This is a genomic window from Frondihabitans sp. PAMC 28766 (genome assembly GCF_001577365.1).
In the GTDB taxonomy this organism is placed as follows: domain Bacteria; phylum Actinomycetota; class Actinomycetes; order Actinomycetales; family Microbacteriaceae; genus Frondihabitans.
This window is the reverse complement of the sequence record NZ_CP014513.1, coordinates 3,380,972-3,405,818: the sequence shown is the minus strand read 5'-3', so window position 1 is coordinate 3,405,818 and position 24,847 is coordinate 3,380,972. Positions and strand designations below refer to the sequence as shown.

General features: G+C 70.9%; 26 protein-coding genes and 1 tRNA gene. 21 read left to right on the top strand and 6 right to left on the bottom strand.

The genetic code is table 11. The annotated features are described in order from the left end of the window. Positions 1-64: 64 nt before the first annotated feature. From AX769_RS16250 to AX769_RS24150, 11 genes are all read left to right on the top strand, one after another. Positions 65-1,672, top strand: a complete 1,608-nt coding sequence (locus tag AX769_RS16250; protein ID WP_066281440.1) for an ABC transporter substrate-binding protein — start codon at positions 65-67, stop codon at positions 1,670-1,672. Then, entirely contained in the window at positions 1,673-2,626 is a 954-nt protein-coding gene (locus AX769_RS16245; RefSeq protein WP_066281439.1) for an ABC transporter permease, read from the top strand. Positions 2,627-2,632: 6 nt separating this feature from the next. Beyond that, positions 2,633-3,517: an ABC transporter permease gene (locus tag AX769_RS16240; protein WP_082763869.1), complete on the top strand. Its 885-nt coding sequence runs from the start codon at positions 2,633-2,635 to the stop codon at positions 3,515-3,517. Beyond that, a complete protein-coding gene (locus AX769_RS16235) occupies positions 3,514-5,181 on the top strand; it encodes an ABC transporter ATP-binding protein (RefSeq protein WP_066281433.1) in 1,668 nt (555 codons plus the stop codon). The genes AX769_RS16240 and AX769_RS16235 overlap by 4 nt, the downstream gene beginning before the upstream one ends. Next, positions 5,178-6,407 (top strand): LLM class flavin-dependent oxidoreductase, encoded by a 1,230-nt coding sequence (locus tag AX769_RS16230; RefSeq protein WP_066281430.1) that lies wholly within the window; start codon positions 5,178-5,180, stop codon positions 6,405-6,407. The genes AX769_RS16235 and AX769_RS16230 overlap by 4 nt, the downstream gene beginning before the upstream one ends. Then, positions 6,404-7,777: an NtaA/DmoA family FMN-dependent monooxygenase gene (locus AX769_RS16225; RefSeq protein ID WP_066281427.1), complete on the top strand. Its 1,374-nt coding sequence runs from the start codon at positions 6,404-6,406 to the stop codon at positions 7,775-7,777. Before AX769_RS16230 ends, AX769_RS16225 begins: the two co-directional genes overlap by 4 nt. Next, on the top strand, positions 7,774-8,010 hold the full coding sequence (locus AX769_RS16220) for a hypothetical protein (protein ID WP_066281425.1): 237 nt from the start codon (positions 7,774-7,776) through the stop codon (positions 8,008-8,010). Before AX769_RS16225 ends, AX769_RS16220 begins: the two co-directional genes overlap by 4 nt. Then, on the top strand, positions 8,007-8,453 hold the full coding sequence (locus AX769_RS25390) for an LLM class flavin-dependent oxidoreductase (protein WP_239451825.1): 447 nt from the start codon (positions 8,007-8,009) through the stop codon (positions 8,451-8,453). The genes AX769_RS16220 and AX769_RS25390 overlap by 4 nt, the downstream gene beginning before the upstream one ends. Continuing rightward, complete coding sequence (locus tag AX769_RS25385) at positions 8,450-9,193, top strand: LLM class flavin-dependent oxidoreductase (protein WP_239451824.1); 744 nt, start codon at positions 8,450-8,452, stop codon at positions 9,191-9,193. The genes AX769_RS25390 and AX769_RS25385 overlap by 4 nt, the downstream gene beginning before the upstream one ends. 146 nt (positions 9,194-9,339) lie before the next feature. Next, positions 9,340-9,936 carry a hypothetical protein gene (locus tag AX769_RS16210; RefSeq protein ID WP_066281422.1) on the top strand — a complete coding sequence of 199 codons (597 nt, stop codon included), beginning with the start codon at positions 9,340-9,342 and terminating at the stop codon, positions 9,934-9,936. Next, positions 9,909-10,052, top strand: a complete 144-nt coding sequence (locus AX769_RS24150) for a hypothetical protein (protein ID WP_157887677.1) — start codon at positions 9,909-9,911, stop codon at positions 10,050-10,052. Before AX769_RS16210 ends, AX769_RS24150 begins: the two co-directional genes overlap by 28 nt. Positions 10,053-10,150: 98 nt before the next feature. Here the strand turns inward: AX769_RS24150 and AX769_RS16205 are convergent, their stop codons facing one another. The 4 genes from AX769_RS16205 to AX769_RS16195 all read right to left on the bottom strand — a co-directional run bounded on the left by AX769_RS16205 (position 10,151) and on the right by AX769_RS16195 (position 13,721). Then, a complete protein-coding gene (locus tag AX769_RS16205) occupies positions 10,151-11,650 on the bottom strand; it encodes a reverse transcriptase family protein (RefSeq protein WP_157887676.1) in 1,500 nt (499 codons plus the stop codon). A gap of 80 nt (positions 11,651-11,730) precedes the next feature. Then, positions 11,731-11,871, bottom strand: coding sequence for a hypothetical protein (locus tag AX769_RS24145; protein ID WP_157887675.1), 141 nt, complete (start codon positions 11,869-11,871; stop codon positions 11,731-11,733). Positions 11,872-12,294: 423 nt separating this feature from the next. Then, entirely contained in the window at positions 12,295-13,230 is a 936-nt protein-coding gene (gene cysK, locus AX769_RS16200; protein WP_066281419.1) for a cysteine synthase A, read from the bottom strand. Further along, positions 13,230-13,721, bottom strand: coding sequence for a carbonic anhydrase (locus tag AX769_RS16195; protein WP_066283862.1), 492 nt, complete (start codon positions 13,719-13,721; stop codon positions 13,230-13,232). Before AX769_RS16195 ends, cysK begins: the two co-directional genes overlap by 1 nt. Positions 13,722-13,861: 140 nt before the next feature. Between AX769_RS16195 and AX769_RS16190 the strand changes: the two genes are divergently transcribed. Both AX769_RS16190 and AX769_RS16185 read left to right on the top strand, forming a co-directional pair. Then, complete coding sequence (locus AX769_RS16190) at positions 13,862-14,311, top strand: thioredoxin family protein (RefSeq protein WP_066281417.1); 450 nt, start codon at positions 13,862-13,864, stop codon at positions 14,309-14,311. Continuing rightward, positions 14,308-14,841, top strand: coding sequence for a DUF4395 domain-containing protein (locus tag AX769_RS16185; protein ID WP_066281415.1), 534 nt, complete (start codon positions 14,308-14,310; stop codon positions 14,839-14,841). The genes AX769_RS16190 and AX769_RS16185 overlap by 4 nt, the downstream gene beginning before the upstream one ends. 44 nt (positions 14,842-14,885) lie before the next feature. Here AX769_RS16185 and AX769_RS16180 read toward each other — a convergent pair. Beyond that, positions 14,886-14,960: transfer RNA gene (locus tag AX769_RS16180), tRNA-Met, on the bottom strand. A gap of 100 nt (positions 14,961-15,060) precedes the next feature. Here AX769_RS16180 and AX769_RS16175 point away from each other — a divergent pair. The 4 genes from AX769_RS16175 to AX769_RS16160 all read left to right on the top strand — a co-directional run bounded on the left by AX769_RS16175 (position 15,061) and on the right by AX769_RS16160 (position 20,921). After that, positions 15,061-16,206, top strand: coding sequence for an LLM class flavin-dependent oxidoreductase (locus AX769_RS16175; protein ID WP_066283861.1), 1,146 nt, complete (start codon positions 15,061-15,063; stop codon positions 16,204-16,206). Further along, the gene (locus tag AX769_RS16170) at positions 16,203-17,606 is read left to right on the top strand and encodes an NtaA/DmoA family FMN-dependent monooxygenase (RefSeq protein WP_066281410.1); all 1,404 of its coding nucleotides are present in this window, start codon (positions 16,203-16,205) and stop codon (positions 17,604-17,606) included. Before AX769_RS16175 ends, AX769_RS16170 begins: the two co-directional genes overlap by 4 nt. Further along, positions 17,599-19,617 carry an FAD/NAD(P)-binding domain-containing protein gene (locus AX769_RS16165; protein ID WP_082764099.1) on the top strand — a complete coding sequence of 673 codons (2,019 nt, stop codon included), beginning with the start codon at positions 17,599-17,601 and terminating at the stop codon, positions 19,615-19,617. The genes AX769_RS16170 and AX769_RS16165 overlap by 8 nt, the downstream gene beginning before the upstream one ends. 128 nt (positions 19,618-19,745) lie before the next feature. Further along, on the top strand, positions 19,746-20,921 hold the full coding sequence (locus AX769_RS16160) for an ABC transporter substrate-binding protein (protein ID WP_066281405.1): 1,176 nt from the start codon (positions 19,746-19,748) through the stop codon (positions 20,919-20,921). A 143-nt stretch (positions 20,922-21,064) separates the two neighbouring features. On the opposite strand, the gene AX769_RS25755 is transcribed toward AX769_RS16160, so the two are convergent. Then, positions 21,065-21,190 (bottom strand): hypothetical protein, encoded by a 126-nt coding sequence (locus tag AX769_RS25755; RefSeq protein WP_255359403.1) that lies wholly within the window; start codon positions 21,188-21,190, stop codon positions 21,065-21,067. Here AX769_RS25755 and AX769_RS25750 point away from each other — a divergent pair. Genes AX769_RS25750 through AX769_RS16145 form a run of 4 tightly spaced genes read left to right on the top strand, consistent with a single transcriptional unit; the run spans position 21,180 to position 24,830 of the window. Further along, positions 21,180-21,302: a hypothetical protein gene (locus AX769_RS25750; protein ID WP_255359402.1), complete on the top strand. Its 123-nt coding sequence runs from the start codon at positions 21,180-21,182 to the stop codon at positions 21,300-21,302. The two genes, AX769_RS25755 and AX769_RS25750, sit on opposite strands and share 11 nt — an antisense overlap. An 11-nt stretch (positions 21,303-21,313) precedes the next feature. Then, positions 21,314-22,345, top strand: coding sequence for an ABC transporter permease (locus AX769_RS16155; protein WP_066281400.1), 1,032 nt, complete (start codon positions 21,314-21,316; stop codon positions 22,343-22,345). Further along, entirely contained in the window at positions 22,345-23,235 is an 891-nt protein-coding gene (locus AX769_RS16150; RefSeq protein ID WP_066281399.1) for an ABC transporter permease, read from the top strand. The genes AX769_RS16155 and AX769_RS16150 overlap by 1 nt, the downstream gene beginning before the upstream one ends. Further along, on the top strand, positions 23,232-24,830 hold the full coding sequence (locus tag AX769_RS16145) for an ABC transporter ATP-binding protein (protein WP_066281397.1): 1,599 nt from the start codon (positions 23,232-23,234) through the stop codon (positions 24,828-24,830). The genes AX769_RS16150 and AX769_RS16145 overlap by 4 nt, the downstream gene beginning before the upstream one ends. The last annotated feature ends 17 nt before the right edge of the window (positions 24,831-24,847 follow it).

The window sequence follows — 24,847 nt, the reverse complement described above, 5'->3', positions numbered from 1 at the left end:
GGTGGTTCGACGCGGTCGACGACGCGGCCCTACCGTCGTCGGACACGACCCCCTCAGGAGAGACATGACCCACCGCATATCGAGGGTGCTCGCCCCCGTGGCCGCACTCGGGGCGCTCGCCCTCGTCCTCACCGGCTGCTCGTCCGGCTCCAGCTCGCCTGCCTCGACGTCGTCGACCGCCGTCCAGAAGGGCGGCAACGTGACCGTGGCCATCAGCTCGGACATCGGCTGCATCGACCCCCAGCAGGTCGGCAACAACGACGACATCGCCATCGCCCGCCAGACGGTCGCCTCGCTCACTTCGCAGGATCCCAAGACGGGCGCGATCAAGCCCTGGCTCGCCACCGCGTGGCAGATCAACTCGAACGCGACGAGCTTCACGTTCGACCTGCGGAAGGGCGCCACCTTCGCCGACGGCACACCGATCGACGCCGCCGCCGTCAAGGCGAACCTCGCGGGCATCCAGGCGCTCGGCGCCAAGGCCTCGCTCGGGTCCAGTTACCTCTCCGGGCTGAAGGGCGTCACCGTCGTCGACCCGCAGACCGTGCGGATCGACTTCTCGGCGCCGAGCGCACAGTTTTTGCAGGCCACCTCGACCTTCAGCCTCGGGCTCGTCTCGACGAAGAGCACCACGCTCAGCGTGGCCGACCGCTGCGCCGGCGAGTACGTCGGCAGCGGCCCGTTCGCGGTCAAGAGCTACACGCCGAACAGTTCGGCCGTGCTGTCGAGGGTGTCGTCTTACGACTGGGCACCACCGACCGAGTCGCACACCGGCGCCGCCTACCTCAGCACGGTGACCTACAAGGTCATCCCCGAGGCCGGCACCCTGACGGGCGCACTCAAATCCGGTCAGATCGACGCGTCGCCCGACGTCCAGACCACCGACCTGCCCCTCTTCGACGGCAACGGGTACACCGAGATCAACCGGGCCAACCCCGGCGTCACCTACAACCTGATCCCGAACGAGACGAACGCGGTCCTGAAGGACCAGTCGGTGCGTGTCGCCATCCAGAAGGCGATCGACCGCACGGACGTCGCGAAGCTCCTCACGAAGTACGACAAGCCCGCCACGAGCGTCCTGTCGTCATCCACCCCGTACTTCACGAGCGAGGCGTCGAAGCTCAAGGCGGACACCAAGGCCGCGAGGGCCCTGCTCGAGGCGGACGGCTGGAAGGTCGGCTCGGACGGCGTCCGCGAGAAGGACGGCCAGAAGCTCAGCTTCACCGTCGAGTACTGGCAGCCGTCGACCGAAGAGCTCGAGCTGGTGCAGCAGGAGGAGAAGGCGATCGGCGTGGACCTCCAGCTCAAGTTCGTGACCATCGCCCAGTGGCAGAGCGCGAGTGCGAGCGGTTCGCTCGACTTCCTGTGGGGCAACCTCACGCGGTCCGACCCGGACGTGCTGCGGACGATCTTCTCGACGACGGGCCAGAACGCCACGCACCGCGCGGCGCCCGCCGCGATCGACACGCTCCTGGCGGACCAGGCCTCGACGACGGACACGGCCCAACGTCAGAAGCTCGTGACCGAGGCCGTCGAGCAACTCATCAGCTCGGGTGAGGCCGACCCGGTCTACCAGCTGTCGACGACCATCGCCGCGAGCAGCACGGTGCACGGCCTGGACTTCGAGGGGTCGAGCCGCCTCGACCTCTACAACACCTGGGTGAGCAAGTAGGTGGCGAGGTACATCGTCAAGCGAGTGCTGCAGGGGGTGTTCGTGCTCTGGGCCGCCTATACGCTGTCGTTCTTCATCCTGTACTCGCTGCCCGGCAACGCCGCGACCATCGCAGCGGCCGCCAGCGGAGGGCTCGGCGCCCCGCCGGCCGCCCTCGTGCACAAGCTGGCCGTCGAGTACGGCTTCGACAAGCCGCTCTCGGTGCAGTACGTCGACGACCTGTGGAAGGCACTTCGCCTGAACTTCGGCAACTCGGTGCAGACCGGGCAGTCGGCGACCAGCGCCGTCGCGCAGGTCCTGCCCCACACGATCGCGCTCGCGGTACTCAGCCTCGTCGTCGCCGTGCTCGGCGGGCTGGGCCTTGCGATCGCCAGCACCTTCCCGAGGGCGCGCTGGCTGCGGCAGCTGATCGGGGCGCTGCCGTCGCTCGGCGTCTCGATCCCGTCGTTCTGGCTGGGTCTTCTGCTGTTGCAGGCGTTCTCGTTCGACATCCACTGGTTTCCGGCCCTCGGCGACGACGGGATCTCGAGCCTCGTGCTGCCGACCGTGGCGCTCGCGATCCCGACCGGCGGCTACATCGCCCAGCTCCTGTCGCGGAGCCTCCGGATCACGCTCGAGCAGCCCTACATCGACCAGGCCCGCGCGAAGGGCGCCAGCGAGACGCGAGTCCACTTCGGGCACGCCCTCCGCAACGCCGTGATCCCGAGCCTCACCATGGTCGGCGTGCTGATCGGCAACCTGCTGGCCGGCACGGTCGTGACCGAGACCGTCTTCTCACGGACGGGCATCGGGCGCCTCATCGTCCAGGCCGTCAACGCCCGTGACCTCCCCGAAGTCCAGGTGGTCGTCATCTTCGCGGCCCTGGTCTTCGTCGTGTCGAGTCTCGTCGTCGACCTCATCTACCCGCTCATCGATCGCCGCATCAGCCTCACCGGCACTGCGGTCACCGCCTAGGAGACCATGACTTCCCTCGATGCCCTGCGGACCGACGAGTCCTTCGCCCCACGGCGCAGCAGCACGTGGTCGCTGCGCCTCTTCGGTCGAGCCCTCCGCCGGCCGAGCGTGACCCTGTCCGTGCTCTTCGTCCTGTTCGTCCTCGCCTGGGCCGTGGTGCCGCAGGCGTTCGCCCACTCGAACCCGATCCACGCGAACATCCTCGATCGCTTCCAGGCGCCGAGCGCCGCGCACCTCTTCGGCACGGACGACCTCGGCCGCGATGTGTGGTCGCGGATGATCTACGGCGCGTCGTCGTCACTCGCCTCGTCGGCTTTCGCCGTGGCCATCGCGCTCGTCAGCGGGGCCGCCCTCGGTCTTGTCGCCGGGTTCGTGCGCGGCGTCGTCGACGACGTGATCATGCGGATCATGGACGTCGTGCTGGCGATCCCGGCCATCATGCTCTCGCTGGCCATCATCACTTCGCTCGGCTTCGGCACCGTGAACGTCGCCGTGGCCGTCGGCTTCGCCAGCACGGCCACCTTCGCCCGGGTCATGCGGGCCGAGGCCCTGACGGTCAGCACGTCGCTCTACGTCGAGGCGGCGCGATCCTCGGGGGTCCGCTGGTTCACCATCCTGCGCCGTCACGTCCTGCCGGGCTCGCTCGGGCCTGTCCTGGCTCTCGCAGCCCTCGAGTTCGGCACCGCGGTGCTGGCCATCTCGGCGCTGAGCTTCTTGGGCTTCGGCGCCCCGCCACCCACGCCGGAGTGGGGCTCGATCATCGCCGACGGCCGCAACTACCTGTCGCTCGCCTGGTGGCTGACGACCCTTCCCGGTGTCGTTATCGTCCTGCTCGTCATCGCCACCAACCGGATCAGTCGTGCGTTCGAGAAAGAGGGGGCCCGACGATGAGCGACCAGCCCCTGCTCTCGGTCAAGAACCTGTCGGTCGGCTACATCGTCGGCTCGAGGCAGGTCGAGGCCGTTCACGGAGTCAGTTTCGATCTCCAGCGCGGCGAGACGGTGGCCATCGTCGGGGAGTCCGGCTCGGGCAAGACGACCACCGCCCATGCCGTCATCAACCTGCTCGCCGCGAACGCGCGGGTCTCGAGTGACACTCTCGCCCTCGACGGCGCCACCCTGACGGATCTCAGCCGGTCGGAGTGGCAGGAGATCCGGGGGCGACGCATCTCGCTGATCCCGCAGGATCCCGGCGTCTCGCTGAACCCGGTCGCGAAGGTCGGCGCGCAGGTGGCGGAGGTGCTGCGCATCCACAAGCTCGCCAGCCGACGCGGGGCCGAGCGGCGAGCCGTCGAACTGCTCGCCCTCGCCGGCATCCCCGAACCGGAGACCCGCGCGAAGCAGTATCCGCACCAGCTCTCCGGCGGCATGAAGCAGCGCGTGCTGATCGCCACGGCCCTCGCGGCCGACCCCGAGCTGGTCATCGCCGACGAACCGACGAGCGCTCTCGACGTGACCGTGCAACGGCAGATTCTCGACCACATCGACACGCTCGCCCGAGAACGGAACACCGCGATCCTGCTGATCACGCACGATCTCGCCGTCGCCGCCGATCGAGCCGACCGAGTGATCGTGATGCAGCACGGCCGCATCGTCGAGCAGGGCGCTGCCCGATCGGTGCTCGAAAATCCACAGCACCCCTACACGCGCGCCCTGGTCGCTGCAGCCCCGGCGCTCACGGAGCGCCGCCTGGTGGCTTCCGACCGCGCCCGCGAGAAAGCGGTGGCGACGGGCCAGGCCGCCGACCTCGACACGCGACCGCTACTGGCCGCCCGGGATCTCCGCAAGGAGTTCACCCTGCCGGGCGCGCGCCACCGCCCGCTCGCAGCCGTCGACGGCGTGAGCTTCGAGATCGCCCGCGGCGAGACGTTCGCCCTGTTAGGGGAGTCGGGCTCGGGCAAGAGCACGACCGCGCGGCTCGTGACGCGGTTGGACGAGCCGACCTCCGGGTCGCTGTCTCTCGACGGTGTCGACTACACGGCGGCCCGCCGCGAAGACCTCCGTCAGTTGCGTCGCCGCTTCCAGCTCGTCTACCAGAACCCGTACGCGTCGCTCGACCCGCGTTTCACGATAGAGGCCGTCATCGAGGAGCCGCTGCGGGCCTACCGGGTCGGGACGGCCGCGTCGCGAGCCGAACGGGTCGCCCGGCTGATCGACGACGTCGCCCTGCCGAAGGCCTACCTCGGACGGCGGGCCGCCGAGCTGTCGGGCGGCCAGCGGCAGCGGGTCGCGATCGCCCGGGCGCTGGCGCTGCAACCCGAGCTGCTGGTGCTGGACGAGGCCGTGTCGGCTCTGGACGTCTCGGTGCAGGCTCAGATCCTGGCTCTCCTCACGGATCTCCAGACCGAGTACCACCTCAGCTACCTGTTCATCACGCACGACCTCGCCGTCGTGCGTCAGATCTCCGACCGTGTCGGCGTCATGCGCGCCGGCCGGATCGTCGAGACCGGCCTCACCGCCGACATCCTGACCGCCCCGACCGAAAAGTACACGCGCGAGCTCATCGACGCGATCCCCGGATCGGGTCGCACGGCACAACGAAAGGAATCAGCATGACCGAGAACGTCGTCATCGCCGTCGCCCTCGCCGGCGCCGGCTGGCACCCCGCCGCCTGGCGCGAGGAGTCCGCCTCGCCCGAGAAGATCACCCGGCTGCCCTACTGGCGGGGCCTCATCGGCCGGGCCGAGAGGGGCGGCGTCGACTTCGTCACGCTGGAGGACTCCTTCCTGCTGCAGGGCGGAAGCATCACGGCCGGCGGCTCGCCCGACGAGCACCGGGTCGGCGGGCGCCTCGACGCGCTGCTGATCGCGTCGGCCGTCGCCCCGTCGACCAGTCGCATCGGCCTCATTCCCACGGTCACAACGACGCACACCGAGCCGTTCCACGTCGCCACGGGGCTTCAGACGCTCGACCACGCCAGCCGAGGTCGAGGCGGCTGGCGGGTGCAGGCCAGCCCGCTCGCCGAGGAGGCGGCGCTGTTCGGGCGCCGGACCATCGAGCCTCTCGACCGCGAGGATCTCGCCGGCCCGGAGGCCCAGGCGCTCATCGCCGACCTCTTCGGCGAGGCCGCCGACGTGATCGAGGTCGTGCGCCGGCTCTGGGACAGCTGGGAGGACGACGCGGTCATTCGCGAGGTCGCCACCGGCCGCTACCTCGACCGCGACCGCATCCACAACGTCGAGTTCGAGGGCGAGTGGTTCAGCGTGAGCGGCGCGTCCATCGTGCCGAGACCGCCGCAGGGGCAGCTGCCGGTGACGCTGCTGGCGCACCAGGACAAGCCCTACGAACTGGCGGCACGCGGCGCGGACATCGTGTACGTGACGCCCGATGGCGATTCGAGCGCCTCCACGATCCTGCAGTCCGTGCGCGACGCCGAGTCGCGCGTCGGCCGCGTCGGTGCGCCGCTGCACGTCTACGCCGACCTGCTCGTGCTGCTCGACGACACCGAGCAGGCGGCGCGCGACGCGCTGGCCCGGCTCGACGACAGAGCCGAATCCGCTCTCGAATCGGACGCCGTGATCCTGCCGACCACCGTCGACCGGCTCGTCGAGCGCATCCGTGCCTGGCAGGGCCTCGGCTACGCCGGCTTCCGGCTGCGCCCCGCGCGACTGCCGCAGGATCTCGACCGCATCGCGGGTGAGCTGCTCCCGGCTCTCGAGAAGGCCGGCCTCCACTCATCCGCCGACGGTGCCACGTTCCGCGAGCGCCTCGGCCTCGCCCCCGCCCCGAACCGCTACGCCACCACCCGCTCCACCACCCGCCAGGAAGAGGTCGTCGTATGACCGCGAAACGCCAGGTCCACCTCGCCGCCCACATCCCGGGCGTCAACAACACGACCATCTGGAGCGGCCCCGACGCCGGCAGCCAGATCGACTTCGAGTCGTTCGAGCACTTCGCGGCGAACGCCGAGAAGGGCTTCTTCGACTATCTCCTTCTCGCCGAGGGGCTGCGGCTGCGCGAGCAGAAGGGGCTTATCCACGACCTGGACGTCGCCGGGCGGCCGGCCACCCTGTCGATCCTGGCCGCCATCGCCGGGGTCACCGAGCACATCGGCCTCGTCGGCACCCTGAGCTCGACGTTCAACGAGCCGTACGAGCTCGCCAAGCAGCTCGCGAGCCTCGACCACCTGTCGGGCGGCCGGGCCGGGTGGAACGTCGTGACATCGTCGAACGCCTTCACGGGCGCGAACTTCCGGCGCGGCGGCTACCTCGACCTCGCCGACCGCTACGTGCGGGCGGCCGAGTTCGTGACGACCGCCAAAGAGCTCTGGAACAGCTGGGCCGACGTCGCCGTCGTGGCGGATAAGGCGACCGGGCGCTTCCTCGACCCCGAAGCGATCGCGCGGGTCGAGCACCACGGCGGCCAGTTCGACATCGAGGGGTACTTCTCGGTGCCGGTGAGCCCACAGCGCCACCCGGTCGTCGTGCAGGCCGGCGACTCGGTCGACGGGCGCGACTTCGCCGCCCAGCACGCCGAGGTGATCTTCTCGCGGCACTCCGAGTTCGGCGAGGCGAAGGCCTTCTACGACGACGTCAAGGGTCGGCTCGCCGCGCACGGCCGTGACGAGGAGTCGCTGCGGATCCTGCCCGGCGCCACCTTCGTCATCGGCGACAGCACCGCGGACGCCCAGGAGAAGGCGCGCGCGACGTCCCTGGCGCAGGTGAGCCCGCAGACCGCGATCGCCTTCGTCGAGCAGATCTGGGGGCGCGACCTGTCGGGCTACGACGCCGACGGGCCGTTGCCCGACATCGAGCCGTCCGTCGACGCCGAGATCACCCGGGGGCGAGTTCGCCACGAGAACCCGCTCGCTGTCGCGAAGGTGTGGCGCGAGAAGGCCGATGCCGAGCACCTCAGCATCCGCGACCTCGTCATCGCCCTGTCGGGGCGGCACAGCTTCGTCGGCACCGCCTCCGACATCGCGAGCGAAATCGACCACTACGTGCAGGATCGCGCGACCGACGGCTTCGTCATCGTCGGGGCGACCAACCCCCGCGGCCTCGACGAGTTCGTGGCGAAGGTCATCCCCGAGCTGCAGGATCGCGGGAGCTACCGCACTGCCTACGACGACGGCGCGACCCTGCGCGAGAACCTCGGGCTGCCGGCAGTCGTGCCCGGCGCGACTTCGCTGGCGCGGGAGGCGGTGAACCAGTGACCTCCGCTCGGCCGAACCTCCGGAGCATCGCGCTGCTGACGCCCGGCACCTTCGACGACGACCACCCCGTGGCGGGGCTCGAAGACACCCTCGACCTGTTCGAGCTGGGCGAGCGGCTCGGCTTCGACGGCGCCTGGATCCGGCAGAGGCACCTCGAGCAGATCGTGTCTGATCTCGCCGAGAAGGCCGACTCGGCCCTCGGCTGGCAGGGTGCGACGCCGGTGGCCGCGTGAGCCCGGGCGCCGCCGAGACGACGCCCCGCGGCGTGACCCCCGGTGCCTCGCCGAGGGTGCCGCTCGCGGTGCTCGATCTGGTGCCGATCGTGTCGGGCGACGACTCGCGAGCGGCGCTCCGCCACACCGTCGATCTCGCCCAGCACGTCGAAGACGCCGGCTACGCCCGCTACTGGCTCGCCGAGCATCACCTGAACCCCGGTATCGCCGGCTCGGCGCCGCACACCCTGCTGGCCGCCCTCGGTGCCGCGACCGACCTGATCCGGCTCGGCACCGCGGCCACGATCCTCGGCAACTACGAGCCGATCCAGGTGGCGGAGGCCTTCGGCACCCTAGCCGGGCTCTTCGGGCCGCGGTTCGACCTGGGGCTCGGGCGGTCGGGAATCCCTCGCCCGGTCGAGCCGTCGCTCGTGCCGGCGGGCGCCCCGAGCGTGCTTCGGTGACGGCGCCTGAGGCCGCCCGCGTCGTCGACGGCCTCGTCGTGCCGCCGAGACGCGCCCTGCGGTTCGACCGCGAGCGGTTCCGGGTGCAGTTCGAGCTGCTCGGCCGCACGCCGGGCGACGCCGACGACTTCGAGAAGCAGGTGAACGACATCCTGTCGTTCTTCGCCGGCAGCTACCTCGACCCGCAGGGCGAGGACCTTCCCGTGCATCCCGCCGAAGGCAGCGGTGCGGCCGTGTGGCTGCACGGCTCGACGGCGGGCGAGAGCGCCAGGATCGCGGGCGCGCTCGGCCTGCCCTACGGGGCGAACTACCACGTGTCGCCGTCGGGAGTGCTCGACTCGGTGGCGGCGTACCGCGAGCACTTCGTGCCGGGCATCCTGCCGACGCCGCACGTGATCGTCTCGGTCGACGCCCTCGTCGCCGAGACCGACGCCGACGCCGAGCACCTCGGGCTCGGCTACGGGCAGTGGGTGCACTCGATCCGGGCGGGCGCCGGGGCGATCCCGTATCCGACGCCGACCGAGGCCCTGTCGAACCCTCTCGACGCCGAAGCCCTCGAGGTGGTGCAGGATCGCCTCGACACCCGCTTCGTGGGCAGGCCCGCCACGGTGGTCGCCCGGCTCGAGACCCTGCAGCGCGTCACCGGCGCCGACGAGCTGCTCGTCACCACCATCACGCACGACCACGACGCGCGGGTGCGGTCGTACGAACTGCTCGCCGACGCCTGGCTGCGCACCTGACGCGTGCGCCGGACGGCGGGTGGCTGGCAGCGAGCGCAAGTCGAGCCGAGTCGTCGCGTCATGAAGCGTCTCGAATCGTCACACTTCGAGCCCCGCGGTCGCAGGGGGTGACGATGGAGCAGCACGCACAGAGACAGGGGAACCCGATGAGTGGCTTCAGCGCAGGATCGTTTCCGGACAGCGTCCGAGAGCCGAGGGGTGAGGTTCGGGGCAACGTCGTCGTGCTCGGGGGCCTCGGCGAGCAGGCGTCCGACTTCGACCTGCTGACCGATCAGCTGCTGCTGACCGGCTTCAGAGTCACGATCTTCGACGATGTGTCGGTCGACACCGAATCGAGCCAGCTCGGCGTGCTGCGGGTGCTCGAAGACCGCGGCCTCACGGGGCCACTCGTGCTCATCGGCTCCGACCTCGGGTCGGCTCTCGTGGCTGGGCTCGTCGCCCGCGGGGAGGCTCACGTCGCCGCCGCCGTGCTGGGCAACCTGGTCACTCCGGCCTCGCGGCCCTCGACCGTGACGGTGGCCGACTTCACCGCGTTCGAGGAGGCCTTCCCCGGCCAGGCGCCGCGGCAGACCCGGCTGCCCGTCGGCATCCGGCTGCCCGCCCCCACGACATCCTGGTGCCGACCCTGGTCTTCCATGGCGACTCCGATGACGTCACCGGCGTCGCCGACGCGGTCTCATGGGCTTCGCAGCTGCCCTTCGGGTCGCTGCGTCTGGTGCCCGAGGGCGACCACCATGTGCTGACCGGCCCCGAGCGCCGCACCATCGCCGCGTCGATCGTGCTGTTCGTCGAACGGCAGCGGGCCGGGCGGCCCACCCTCGTCGACGGCTTCGCGTCGACCGACGTGCGCACCACCTGAGCGCGGCCGCGCGGCTCCGGGCCGGCGCGACCGAAAGCGACAACTGCGAGGCGAATTCGCGGTGCACTTGTCGCTCTCGGGAGTGTCCGCCGCCCCGATCAGGCCCAGGCGATCTGCTCGAACAGAGAGCGGAGGCGCGCACCGCGCTCGGGGTTGCACTGCTCGAACCAGCCGACGCGGCCCGCGAGGTGGGCGCGGAAGTCGGGGCGGCCGCCACGGTTCTGCCGGGCGGGGCCGTCGCGCAGGCAGTTGTGCAGAGTCGCCTTCAGCAGGTCGTACTCGCGCCGCCCTGCGCTCGTCCGCTCGTTGACGACGACGCCCGTCACGCTCTGCCGGACACCCTGGCGCCGCACCCGGGTCTTCTGCGGGTTGAGCGCGTAGCCCTGGTCGGCGACGATGCGGTCGACGCCGCGGGCGAAGGCGTCGGCGCGTGAGGCGAGGCTCGCGCCGCCGCTGAAGGTGAGGTCGTCTGCGTAGCGCGAGTACACGGATCCTGCGCTCTTCGCCCACCCCGCGAGCCGGGCGTCGAGATGGCGCAGCACGAGGTTGCCGAGAGCGGCCGACGTCGGGGCACCCTGGGGGAGGTGCGCTGCCGACAGCCTCTGCCGCAGGGCGAATCGCTCGTCGGGCGAGCCTCCGGGCGGCATGGCCGACAGGATGCCGACGGGCACCCGATGCGTGCAGACACCGGTGAGCAGATGCGCGAGCGGCTCGGCGAACCCCGCGTCGCGGAAGACGCCGTAGACGCTGCCCGCCCGGACGGACGGGAAGAACGAGGTGAGGTCGGCGCTGATCACGACGTCCTGACCGACGTGGAGGGCGGCGCCCGTGACGGCGCTTCGACCCGTGACGAAGCCGTGGGCCGCGTCGTGCACCGGCAGAGCCGTGAGCAGGTCGTCGAGGATCGTGCGCTGAGTCGTCTTCAGCCGGTGCAGCGGCTTCTCGAGCAGGCGAGGGGTTCGACCGGGCCGGGCCAGCCACTCGTAGCGGTAGTGGTGCAGCGGGCCTTCGGCGGCGGTGCGGTTCCAGCCGCGGGTGTCGGCGAGCCAGAGCAGCCGCCCGACGGTCAGGTCGAGCTCGCGGGCCAGGGCCGGCACGGTGTCGACCAGCAGTCGGCTGGCTGTCTCGTGGTCGGCGCGGGCCTCGACGGGGCCGACGGACCGCGAGACCACCCGCACAGGATTCGTGGCCGCTCGCGCCTCGAACAGATCGACGACGCGCGGGGAGCGCAGGATCACGGCGGCGAGCTGCCGCGGGGCATCGCGCGGCGGCCGCGGGTAGGCCTCCAGCGCCGTGACGACCGTCACGCGCACGAACGGCCGCACCACCCCCACCGTCGCGAAGCCGGCCTCGTCGAGAGCCGGGATCGTCCACTCGGGGGCGGCGAGGAAGGCATCGGCGAGGGCCTGCGCGACTACCGCGAGTGGGGTGTGGCCACGGTTTCGGGGGGACCCGTCGATGCGTCCGTGAGGTCGAGCGCGCGAAGCGCGCCGAGCCTCTCGGGGCGTGTGCTGCTGGTCGTTCTGCGTCCCCCGGGGTGACCCCGGAGAGGACGGCGCTCGTCGAGCGTCGTCCGCCTCCCCCCGAAACCGTGCCACGGCCCCACTGTAGGGCGGTGCGAGCCGCAGGTCACCCCTCCCGTCGGATCAGGCGACGAACGCCTTGAGCTGTTCGGCCATCAACGGTAGAGCTGCTCGCCGGGTGTGCTGAGCGCGGCCTTCAGCTCGCGGGTCGAGTCGTCGGCCGGCACCTCGAGGGCTCCCGTCGCGACGCCGTCGTAGGCCGCGGCGACGACGCTCTCGGCGCTGACCTTCGGCACGTCGACAGGCGCACCGTGCCGAAGAAGGTCGTCTCGAAGATGCGGCGCACCTCGTCGTCCGGGCCCCCTCGCGCGAGGTGGCCCGTCGTGCGAGTGGCTGGCACCTGCGTGGTCGGACGGGCCACCTCGCGGCGCGGCCGCTCGCCCGCCGCCGTGAGATCGTACTTCGGCCGGTCGACCACCGGCGCGGCGGGCCGAAGTGCGATTTCGCGAAAGCAGCGTCGGCCGTCTGGCGGCGTGTCGACCAGGAGGCCGCTCAACTACGTAGTTGAGCACCACAAAAGCAAGAGCAACTCTCGCCAAGGCTCGCTCACCCCGAGGCACCGAGGCCGGGGCGAGCCGGTACCGGGGCCGCTACCGGGGTCGGCGCGGTACTGGTGCCAGGGCCGGTACCGGCCGGGCGACTCGGCACCGGGCCAGGGCTCAGTCGACGAGGTCCTCGTACAGCACGGTCGAGAGGTACCGCTCGCCATAGCTGGCCACGATCACGACGATCGTCTTGCCGGCGTTTTCGGGCCGGGCCGCGAGCTGCAGGGCGGCGTGCACCGTCGCACCCGACGAGATGCCCGCCAGGATGCCCTCTTCGTTGGCGAGTCGCCGGGCGACCGAGACGGAAGTGGCGATGTCGACGTCGATGATCTCGTCGTACACCTCGCGGTCGAGCACGTCGGGCACGAAGTTCGCGCCGATGCCCTGGATCTTGTGCGGCCCGGGCGACCCGCCGTTGAGAATGGGCGACTCGGCGGGCTCGACGCCGACGATCTGCACCGCCGGCTTCTTCTCTTTCAGGTAGCGGCCGGTGCCGGTGATCGTGCCGCCGGTGCCGATGCCCGAGACGAAGATGTCGACGGCCCCGTCGGTGTCGTTCCAGACCTCGGGACCGGTCGTCCTGTAGTGGATGGCCGGGTTGGCCTCGTTCTCGAACTGCAGCGCAGCGACGGCGCCGGGCGTGGACGCGACGATCTCGGCCGCCTTGTCGACGGCGCCCTTCATGCCGGCGGGCCCGGGCGTGAGCACGAGCTCAGCGCCGTACGCCCGAAGCAGCTGGCGGCGCTCCTTGCTCATGGTCTCGGGCATGGTGAGGATCACCTTGTAGCCACGGGCTGCTCCGACCAGCGCCAGGGCGATGCCGGTGTTGCCCGACGTGCCCTCGACGATGGTGCCGCCCGGCTTCAGCACCCCCGCGGCCTCGGCCGCGTCGACGATGGCGACGCCGAGGCGATCCTTGACGCTGGCGGAGGGGTTGTAGAACTCGAGCTTCGCGAGCACCGTGGCCCCGAGCCCGTCGGCCACCCGGTTGAGCCGCACGAGCGGAGTGTTGCCGAAGACCTCGGTGATGTCGTTGTGAATGCGTGCCATCAGGCTGTCACCTCGTTGAGTCTGCCTGTCGCCACGTCGAAGACGAATCCGCGCACGTGGTCTTTCAGGGGGATGAAGGGATTGGACTGGATCCGATGCAGTGATTGAACCACGTCGGCCTCGGCATCCGAAAACGCCTCGGCGGCCCAGGCTGGCCGAATGCCGGTGTCATCCTGAATCGACTGCTTGAACGCGTCGTCGGTGAACGTGACCATGCCGCAGTCGGTGTGGTGGATCAAGATGATCTCTTCGGTGCCGAGCAGGCGCTGGCTGATCGCGAGCGACCGGATCTCGTCTTCGGTGATGACCCCGCCCGCGTTGCGGATGACATGGGCTTCGCCCTCTTTCAGGCCCAGGAGGCGATAGACGTCGAGCCGTGCGTCCATGCACGCGACCACCGCGACGTGCTTCGACGGCGGCAGGGGCAGAGGCCCCGAGAACTCCGCCGCGTAGGCCTCGTTGTTCGTCAGCAGCTCGTCGGTGACGCTCATCTGGTGCTCCTCGGGTCGGGTGGGGATGGTGGCGACAGCCTGGACCCCCGACCCTGCGATAGCCAGAGGCAGGCCTTCGGGGTCGTAATGATCGGACACATCCGCGCGGGCAAGAGCGCCGACGCTAGCGTTGCTGCACCATGAATCCGCTCGTCGTCGTCGGTCTCCTCGTCGCACTGCTGGTGGTCGCGACCGCAGCAGGTCTCGTCTGGCGCGCCACGACGGGCCGCGCGCGACAGGCCGCAGGATCCGAGTCGGTCACCGTGTCCGACCTCGCACCCGGCGAGCACGGCGGCACGGTCGCGACGCTCCTGCAGTTCTCGACGGAGTTCTGCTCGCCCTGCGTCGCCACCGGGGTCCAGCTCGAGCGCCTCGCCGCTGCCCTCCCGGGCGTGCGGCACATCGACGTCGACATCACTCACCGGCCGGACGTCGCGAGCCGCTTCGGCATCCTGCAGTCTCCGACCACCCTGCTGCTCGACGGAGGCGGCACGATCCGCGCCCGAGTCGGCGGCGCCCCGCGCATCCCCGAGCTGCGCGCCACCCTCGACGACCTCGTGGCCGCCGCCCCGACAGGAGAACACTCGTGACCCAGCTCGCCCCCTCGAAACAGGCCCTCGTCGCCGCCCCCGGCGAGAAGGGCATCGACCCGCGCGGCCCCCGCTTCGGCGCCGGCATCACGGCGGTGCTGGTGCTCGTGGCTCTCGCCGTCGGGCTGCTCGACGGCTTCTCGCTGCCGTCGACCGTCGGTGGCCGCGTCGCGCGCCCCGAGTTCATCATCGTGGCTGTCGTGACGGCGCTCTTCGCCTGGGGTGCGTTCGCCGGCGTGCAGCGGCACCCCTACGGCCGGTTCTTCGCCGCCGTGATCCGCCCGCGTCTCGGCGCACCCACGCACCTCGAGAGCCCGAAGCCGCCGACGTTCGCGCAGACCATCGGCTTCGTCATCACGGTCGTGGCCCTGCTGCTGCAGGTCGTCGGCGTGCCCGGCGGCCTCCTCGCCCTGACGGCCCTCGCCTTCGTCGCGGCCTTCCTCAACTCGGTCTTCGACTACTGCTTCGGCTGCCAGGTCTACGTCCTGCTCGTGCGCGCCGGCCTCACCGGCCGCCGCACCCCCGCCTAGTCGTCGCGCACGGGGACGCAGTCGCGCCACCGCAGTGGAGCGAGACGCGGCGGCAGGATTCGAACCTGCGGCTTGACGGGCTATGAGACCGTTTCCTTCGACCGCTTGGATACGCCGCGATGACTCCACGGTAGGTCTCTCGCCGACCGGAGGCGCGAGTGTGACGACTTTTGTCACGGGGCCCAGCGGGATGACGGCAACGTGCCTACTGTGCTGAAGATGAGCACCTCTAATGACCAACGGGGCTTCGCGATCTTCGTCGACATCGACGAGGCGGGCGCGCACCCGGCGGCGTGGCGCGCGAGCAGCGCACGGCCCGCCGAGCTCGTCTCGGCCCGCTGGGTCGCGACCAGCATCCGCGCCGCCGAGCGAGCCGGCTTCACCGCCGCCACCTTCGACGACCACCCGCTGCCCGCCCGCGACGTCGACGGCCCCACGGCCCGCCTCGACGCCGGCATCCGCGCCGCGTTCAGCGCGCCGTCGACCAGTGCCATCGGCCTCGTGCCGGTGGTGCACGCGCTCTACAACGAGCCCTTCCACGTGGCGACCCAGCTCGCCAGCCTCGACACCGCGTCGCACGGGCGAGCCGGCTGGATCGTCGCGGGCGACCCGGACGCGGCCATCGCCGCCCGCCACGGCCGCGAAGCGCTGGCCGGTGGCTCCGCCGACGTCGACGCCGAGCTCATCGACGTCGTCGAGGCGGTACGCCGCGTCTGGGACACCTGGGAGGACGACGCGGTGATCCGCGACACAGCCACGGGCCGTTACTTCGACCGCGACCGCGTGCACTACGCCGACTTCGAGGGGCGCTCGTTCGCCCTCAAGGGCCCGGCCCTCCTGCCCCGCTCGCCCCAGGGCCAGGTGATCGTCGTCGGCGAGGCCGGGACGCGCGCCGAGGTCGACGTCGCCCTGCTCGACAGCGCTTCCACCACGTCCGCCGCGGTGCGCGAGGCGGCCGCTGCCGCCCGGGCACAGCACGGCCCCGACGTGCGCCTGCTGCTGCAGCTCGAGGTCGCTCTCGACCGCGCCGGCCGCACCGCCACCGCCCGGCTCGCCGAGCTTGACGCGTGGGCGCCGTGGGCACGCACCCGCCACGCCCGCTACGTCGGCGACGCGGCCGGCCTCGGCCACCTGCTGACCGAGCTGGCAGACGTGGTCGACGGCGTCAGGATCCTGCCGGCCGTGCTCGACATCGACCTCGACGAACTCGGGCGTGCGGTGCTGCCGGGCCTGCGCGCGTCGGGCGTCTTCCGTTCGCCGGAGGTCGGCGCGACCCTGCGGCAGACCCTCGGCCTGCCCCGCCCGGCCAACCGCTTCGCCCGGCCGAGCGAACCCGCCCGCACCTCGACAGGAGCAGCACGATGAGCATCCAGTTCGGAATCTTCTTCCAGGGGGTCAACTACTCGACCGTGTGGAACGCGCCGGAGAGCGGGTCGCAGACGGAGTTCGAGAGCTTCCGCCGTGTGATCCAGACGGCCGAGCGCGGGCTCTTCACCGCCTTCTTCCTCGGCGAGGGCCTGCGCCTGCGTGAGCACCTCGGTCACCTGCACGACCTCGACGTCGCCGGGCGCCCCGACGGGCTGACACAGCTGGCGGCGCTGGCGGCGATCACCGAGCACATCGGACTGGTCGCGACCCAGAACACCACCTACAACGATCCCGTCGACCTCGCGCACCGCCTGCAGAGCCTCGACGTGATCTCCGGAGGTCGCGCGGCGTGGAACGTCGTCACCACCGACAACGCGTGGACGGGGGCGAACTTCCGTCGCGGAGGCTACCTCGACCACGCCGACCGCTACCGGCAGGCCGGCGACGCCATCGACATCGCGCGGAAGGTCTGGGATGCCCGCGCTCTCGCCGGGCCGACCGCCGAGATCGCGCCGGATCGTCGCGCCGACCGCTGGGGCGCCGCACCCGCGCCCTTCCACCACGAACTGCGCCACTACGACGTCGACGCCGCCGGGTCGCTGCCGGGCAGCCCGCAGCAGCACCCGATCCTCTTCCAGGCGGGCGACTCGCCCGACGGGCGCGACTTCGCGGCGAAGTACGCCGAGGTGGTCTTCTCGGCGCACGGCACTTTCGACGATGCGAAGGAGTTCGCTGCCGACATCCGGGCCCGCACCGTCGCCGCGGGCCGCCCGGCCGACGACCTCAAGATCTTCCCCGGCCAGGAGTTCATCGTCGCCGACACCCTCGGCGAGGTCGACGACAAGGTGCGCTGGGTGCGCGAGCACCAGATCACCCCGCAGACGGCCGTCGCCTTCGTCGAGGCGCTGTGGGGCACCGACCTCTCCGATCACGATCCTGACGGCCCTCTGCCCACGTTCGACCCGGTGCAGCACGAGACCGGAGAGACCCGGGGCGCCGGCTTCCGGGCGCAGAAGGCACTCGACACGGCGAACCAGTGGCGGGCGCTGAGCGAGTCGAAGCGCCTGTCGATCCGTGAGCTCGTCATCGAGATCGGTACCAGGCGTGGCTTCGCGGGCACGGCCGACAGCATCGCCGACGAGCTCGTGCCGTTCTCGCGCGAGCACGTCGTCGACGGCTTCAACATCACGCCGTGGCTGGTGCCGTCGGGCCTCGACGACATCGTCGACAAGCTCGTGCCGGCGCTGCAGGAGCGCGGCGTCTACTGGACCGAGTACCCCGCCGACACGCTGCGCGAGAACCTGGGTCTCCGCCCGCCGTTGACCCGACGCGGCGACGTGCCCGCAACCGGTGGCGCCGACGTCACCGCTCGCGTCGAGACGCCGGCGCGTGTCTGACGCGCAGACCGTGGTCGTGATCGGCGCCGGCCCGCGCGGCGTCGGCTGGCTCGAGCGCTTCGTCGAGAACCACCGGCGAGACGGCGGGCCACCGGTCGACGTGCACCTCGTCGATCCGTTCCCGCCGGGGCCCGGCCGGCTGTGGCGGCACGACCAATCGCCGCGGCTCATGCTCAACTCGCTCGCCGAAGACGTCACCATGTTCACCGACGAGACCAGCGTGATCGAGGGGCCTGTCGTGCCGGGGCCGTCGCTCGCCGAGTGGGCCGACGACATCCGGGGCGGCAGGATCACCGACGTGGTGGCGACCGACCCGGAGCTCGCCGACGAGCTGGCCCGCTTCGGCCACCGCTCCTTCCCGACCCGGCGGCTGCAGAGCCTCTACCTCGACTGGTTCCACCGCCGCACGGTGTCGCGCCTGCCGGACGGCGTGACGGTGACGTCGCACCGGGCGCGCGCGACGACAGTCGACGATCTACCGGACGGTCGGCAGCGCGTCGAGCTCGACACGGGCGACGTGACAGCGGCCGACGTGGCCGCGGCCGACGTGACAGCGGACGACGAGACCGCGCCCGACGAGATCGTCGCCGATGCCGTCGTCTACGCTCTCGGCCACTCGGGCAGCGAGCCCGACCGTGAGCAGGGCGCGCTGGTCGACTTCGCCCGCCGCAAGGGTGTCTTCTACCTGCCGCCGTCTTTCACGGCCGACGCCGACCTCAGCGCCGTCGGGCCCGGCGAGACGGTCATCGTGCGCGGGTTCGGCCTGGCGGCGATCGACCTGATCGTGCTGCTGGGGGAGGGCCGCGGCGGCCGCTTCGAGCCCGTCGGCAGCGACGGGGCCGTCTGCTATCGGCCATCCGGTCGTGAGCCTCACGTCGTCATCGGCTCGGGCCGCGGCGTGCCGTACCACTCGAAGGTCACGTCGAGCATCGTCGGCGAGCGGCCGCAGCCGCGCTACTTCACTCCGGAGATCGCCGTCGGGATCGCGGCAGCCCACCCTCAGCTCGACTTCCGCGAGCACGTCTTCCCCGCCATCGCCAAAGAGCTGCTGCACGGCTACTACGCCGAGCTCTTCACCGGCCACCCCGACCGCGTGCACGTGCCATGGGCGGAGTTCGCCCGGCGGTTCGACCCTCTCGACCCGTTCGGCGACGATCTCCGCGCCCTGGTGGCCGAGGCGGTCGTCGACGACGGCGACCGGCTCGACCTCCTGCGGTTCGACCGCCCGCTCGCCGACGTCCAGGGGGTGAGCGAGGCCGAGCTGCAGCAGACCGTGCGGGCGTACATCCGCGACGACCTCACCCACCGCACGCTGCCGGAGCACAGCGCGACGCTGGGGCTCCTCCAGTCGCTGCTCGGTGCTTTCGGCGCCCTCTTCGCCATCGGCGATTCGCCGAACTGGACGGCGGCCTCGCGCGAGCGCGATCTCGGCGGCGGGTGGCTGCGCTGGTTCAGCTACGTCGCCAGCGGCCCGCCCGGGCCCCGCCTCGAGCAGATCCTCGCGCTCTCCGAGGCCGGGGTGATCACCTTCCTGGGCGCAGGATTTGACGTGGAGGCCGACGAGGAGGGCGGCGTCTTCCGCGCCCGCAGCACGAGTGCCGACTTCACTGTGACCGCCCGGGCCCTCGTGGACGCCTGGCTGCCCGCCGAGCGCGTCACGGCGACCGACAACGCCGCCCTGCGATCGCTGATCGACGGGGGCTTCGGGGTGGAGCACGTGGTGTCGGACGGCGTCGACGTCGCGAGGACGGGGAAGCTGCGAGTGGTGCGCGAGGATGCCCGGATCCTGCGCCCCGACGGCTCGCCTCACCCGCGCCGTTTCGCGATCGGCCCCTTCACGTCGGCGCCCTTCGTCGGCGCGTTCTCGCGGCCCCGCACCAACGCGCTCGCCTTCCGCGACAACGACGCCGTCGCGCGCGCCGTGCTCGCCGAGCTCAGCGCTGCCCCGCTGAACGCCGCCGATCGGCGCACCACGTCGCCGGCCGAGGCGCAAGGGCTCGCCCGTACATGACGAGTTGTTGCACCGTGTTGCCGGCTGTGTGACGGGCGAGGGAGGGTGCCGGCGGGGTTGACGTTCTAATGGTCGGACCCACCCCCGGGCGCCCTCGCCCCCCGCCCCGACCCAGGAGCACACAGCACATGCCCTTCCCCCGAAAGAGGTCGCGCGTCGTCGCCCTCGCAGCCGTCGTCGCCACCGCGTCTCTGGCGCTGGCCGCGTGCTCGTCGAGCGGCTCGACGCCCTCCGCCTCGTCCTCCTCGTCCGCCTCCGGCGGCACCTACCAGCTCGGGCTCGCCGCCCCCGCCGGCAACATCGACCCCGTCACGTCGTCCGACTACAACGCGATGTTCATCGTCGGTCTGGCATCGGCGGGCCTCGTCATCGAAAGCAACACGGGCACCCTCGAGCCGCAGCTCGCCACCTCGTGGAAGCCGTCGGCGGACGGCCTGTCGTGGACGGTGCAGTTGCGGAAGGGCGCGGAGTTCTCCGACGGCAAGGCCGTCACCCCGGCCGACGTCGTCTCGTCGTTCGACGCCATCATCGGCCCGAAGAGCCAATCGCCCGCGGCCAGCGCGTTCACCGGGGTGCTGAAGTCGGTAGCTGCCGGCAGCGGCAACGACGTCGTCTTCACGCTCGACCAGAAGTACGACGACTTCCCGTACCTGCTGACCGGCGCGAACACCGACATCCTGCCCGCCGGTACGGCCGACGCGAAGTGGATCGACAACCCGGTGGGGGCCGGGCAGTTCGTGCTCAAGAAGTACACCGCAGGGCAAGGCGTCACATACGTCAAGAACCCGCACTACTGGGATGCGTCGGAGGTCAAGCTGACCGGCATCGACGTCAAGTTCTACTCTGACACCCAGTCGCAGCTGCTGGCGTTCCAGAGCGGTGAGGTCGACCAGATCAACCAGTCGCCAGCCGTCACTTCGGCACTCGCGAAGGGCTCGTACACCGCGTTCACGCAGGGCTACGAGAAGTTCGACGGGCTCACGTTCAACACCACTAAGGCGCCCTTCGACGACGTGAAGGTGCGTCAGGCAGTGGCCTGGGCGCTCGACCGCAAGGCGCTCATCAAGACGTCCTACGGCAACGACGCGAAGCTCGGCAACGACTTCGCGACCTTCCCCGACTACGCGGTGCAGCCCTCGGGCCTGACGCAGCGATCGCTGGACGCCAAGAAGGTCGCGAGCCTCCTCGGCGGCAAGACGGTCAGCTTCACGATCACGACCTACACGACCGAGCAGCCGCTCGCCGAGCAGATCCAGCAGCAGCTGAACGCGGTCAAGGGCTTCGACGTGAAGCTCGACGTGTAGCCCGAGTCGCAGTACTACGGCGGCTCCAACAGCACGACGCCGTGGCTGAATGCCGAGGTCTCGCTCACCGACTGGGCGGACCGTCTGCCGTCGCAGCTCGTCAGCCTCGCCTACGCGTCCGGTGGCGTCTGGAACGCGTCGCACTACTCGAACAAGACGCTCGACTCGCTGGCGGGCCAGTACGAGGCGACGACCGACCAGAGCAAGCGCCAGACGATTGCGAACGAGATCGCGAAGATCCAGTGGGCCGACGTGCCGATGGTGATCACCGCCTTCCAGAAGAACGGCATCTACCTGAGCAAGAAGGTGCAGGGCACTTTCGACAACGGGCAGAACTTCAACGGCGGCTTCGACTTCCGCGGCATCTCGGTCTCGAGCTAGGCAGGACGCGGATGACGAGCAGCATCGCGGGCGACACCATCGCCCCGTCGACCGAGAGCGAACGCTCGGAGTCGACGGGGCGCCGGCTCGGCGCGCTCCTGTGGAGACGCCTGATCCAGATCCCCCTGGTGCTGCTCGGCGTCTCGATCCTGACGTTCTGGCTGGTGCAGGTCGTGCCGGGCGACCCGGGGCGCAATGCCCTCGGCCAGTTCGCGACGCTGTCGCAGGTCGCCGCCTGGGATCGCGACAACGGTCTCGCCGGCCCGATCTGGCTGCGCTACCTGCACTGGCTGGGCGGCTTCGTCTCGGGCCACTGGGGCACGAGCTTCGTCTACGAGACGGCCTCGCGCCCACTCGTGATCTCGTATCTCCTGAACTCGGTGCTGCTAGGCCTCTTCGCCTTCGTGCTGATGGTGCCGATCTCGGTCGTGCTCGGCTCGATCCAGGCCTACCGCGAGGGCAAGCGCAGCGACCGCGCGATCACGGTGGCGCTGATGGCGGTCTCGAGCGTGCCCGAGTTCGTGATCGGTGTGATCCTGCTCGTCGTCTTCGCCGTCTGGGTGCACGTGGTGCCGGTGCAGTCGGGCCAGGCCGCGACAGGTGACTTCGGGCAGCGGGTGCAGGTGATGGTGCTGCCCGCGATCGTCCTCGCCGTCGCCTACCTGGCGGTGCTCACCCGCATGGTGCGCACCGGCACGGCGGGCGCGATCACGTCGCAGTATCACCGGGCGGCTGTGCTCAAGGGGCTCGGGCCGGTCTCCGTCGTCTCCCGCCACGTCGTGCGCAATGCGCTCGTGCCGACGCTCTCGCTGCTCGGGCTCTACCTCGGCGCCCTGCTCGGCGGCAGTGCGATCGTCGAGACCCTCTTCAACTACCCGGGCCTCGGCGCGCTGCTCGTGGTCGCCGCCGAGCGGAAGGACGTCGTGCTGCTCACCGACGGCGTGATGGTGACGGGAGCCGTCGCCCTGGTCGTGCTGCTGCTCACCGACATCGGACTCATCCTGATGGACCCGCGGATCCGCTTCGAGAGGAGCGCCGACTGATGACAGCCATCGACGAGATCGCGCCGGAGGCCCTGCCGGTCGTCGACGCCGACATCGTGACCGGGCGCGCGCCCAGCAGCGTCGGGCGGCGCATCCGGCGTCTCCTGAGGCGGCCGTCGTTCGTGATCAGCGCGGTCATCGTGCTGTTCTGGATCGGCGCGGCCCTGCTCTGGCACGTGTTCGGCTTGAACCCCTTCGGCAACTCGGGCGCGGCCCTCGCCCCGCCGAGCCCCACTCACCCGTTCGGCACCGACAACCTCGGCCGCTCGGTCTTCGCCCGCACCCTGGCCGGCGCCGACACGGCCCTTCTGATCGGGCCTCTCGGCGCAATCCTCGCCACCGTGCTCGGCACCGTGCTCGGGCTCGTCGCCGGCTACTTCAAGGGCTGGGTCGACACCGGGCTGATGCGCCTGTTCGACATCCTCGTCGTCCTGCCGCCCCTCATCTTCTTGATCGTCGTGGCGGGGGCGTTCGGCACCTCGACGCCGGCGCTGATTGTGATCGTCGGCGTCGTGTTCGCGCCCGGCATCGCGCGGATCATCCGCGCCGCGGTGCTGGCCGAGATGGGCCGCAGCTACGTGCCGTCGGCGCGGTTGCAGGGCGAGTCGGCGGCCCGGATCCTGTTCGGCGAGTTGCTGCCGAACGTGCTGCCGACTGTCATCATCCAGGCGACTCTGAGCCTCGCGTCGGCGGTGTTCATCACGGCGTCGCTGTCGTTCCTCGGGCTCGGCTCGCAGCCGCCGTCGCCCGACTGGGGCCTCCAGATCAACGAGAACCGCATCTACATCCAGAGCGCCTGGTGGACGGTGTTCTTCCCCGCGGCCGCCGTCGCGTCGCTGGTCGTCGCGGTGCACCTCATCGCCGACAACCTCAAGGAGGTCTGGCGATGACCGTCGCCGCACGGGTCGAGAACCTCACCATCCGGTATCCGCGCCCGTCGAACGGGATCGAGTCCGCGCCAGCGGTGTCCGGTGTCTCGTTCGAGATCGCGCCGGGAGAGTCGTACGGGCTGGTGGGGGAGTCAGGATCGGGCAAGAGCACCACCGTTCTCGCCCTCACCCGTTATCTGCCCGACGGCAGCGAGATCACCGCCGACACCCTGGAGGTCGGCGGGGTCGACGTGCTCGGCCTCGATCGCCAGGCCCTCCGCGACTACCGCGGCCGTGCTCTGGCCGTCGTCTACCAGGAGCCCGGGCTGGCCCTCGACCCGACGATGCCGGTCGGCGATCAGATCGCCGAGGTGTATCGGCTGCACGGCGCCACTCGCGTTCAGGCCCGCGATCGCACCCTCGAGGCTCTCGAACGGGTGCGGCTGCCGCGCCCGAGCCAAGCGGTGCGCCGTTACCCGCACGAACTCTCGGGCGGCCAGCAGCAGCGCGTCGTCATCGCGATGGCGCTGGCCGCCGAGCCCGCCCTGATGCTGCTCGACGAGCCGACCACCGGCCTCGACTCCACGGTCGAGACCGCGATCATGGCGCTGATCGACCGGCTGCGCGCCGAGCTCGGCTTCGCCAGCATTTTGATCAGCCACAACCTGCCGTTGATCGCCGCGCACTGCTCGCGCATCGGTGTGCTCAACCACGGCGTGCTCGTCGAGGAGGGCACTGCGGCCGAGGTGCTGCTGCGACCCCGCCACGCCTACACGAAGGCGATGGTGGAGGCGCTGCCCGACCCGACCATCCGGCACGCTCCGGCGGTCTCCGCCCCGCGCGGACAGAATCCGCAGGATGCGACGCCCTCGGCCGGCAGCGCCCCTCTCGTCACGGTCTCGAACCTCACCAGGCGCTACGGGCACTCACTCGCCCTCGACGATGTCTCCCTCACCATCGGCCGCGGCGAAGTGCTCGGCATCGTGGGGGAGTCGGGCAGCGGCAAGACGACTCTCGGCCGTGCGATCGCGGGTCTCACTCGCATCGACGGCGGGAGCGTCGACATCGACCACGACGTGCGCGGCGTGCCGCCGGTGCAGGTCGTCTTCCAGAACCCCGACGCGTCGCTCAACCCCCGGCGCACTGTGCGCAAGGTGCTGACCCGCTCGATCACGCTGCTCGGAGGCGACGGCTCGGCCGACGAGCTCGCCGAGCGCACCGGCATCGGCCGCGACCTGCTCGACAAGCTGCCGAGCCAGCTGTCCGGCGGCCAGAAGCAACGCGTCGCGATCGCCCGCGCGTTCGCCGGCCGCACGCCCCTGATCGTGTGCGACGAGCCGACGAGCGCCCTCGACGTGTCGATCCAGCGGCGCATCCTCGAACTCCTCATCGAGCTGCAGGAGCGCACGCAGGTCTCCTACCTCTTCATCACCCACGACCTCGCCGTCGTCCGGCAGCTAGCCGATCGGATCGGCGTGCTCCACGACGGGCGCCTCATCGAGATCGGCGACACCGACCGGATCTTCGACGAGCCGGCCGAGCCGTACACGGCGTCGCTCGTCGAGTCTGCGCTGTCGCTCCGCCGCCGCGCCGCAACGGCCCAGGCCGCCTCGTGACCCTCTCCACCGATAGG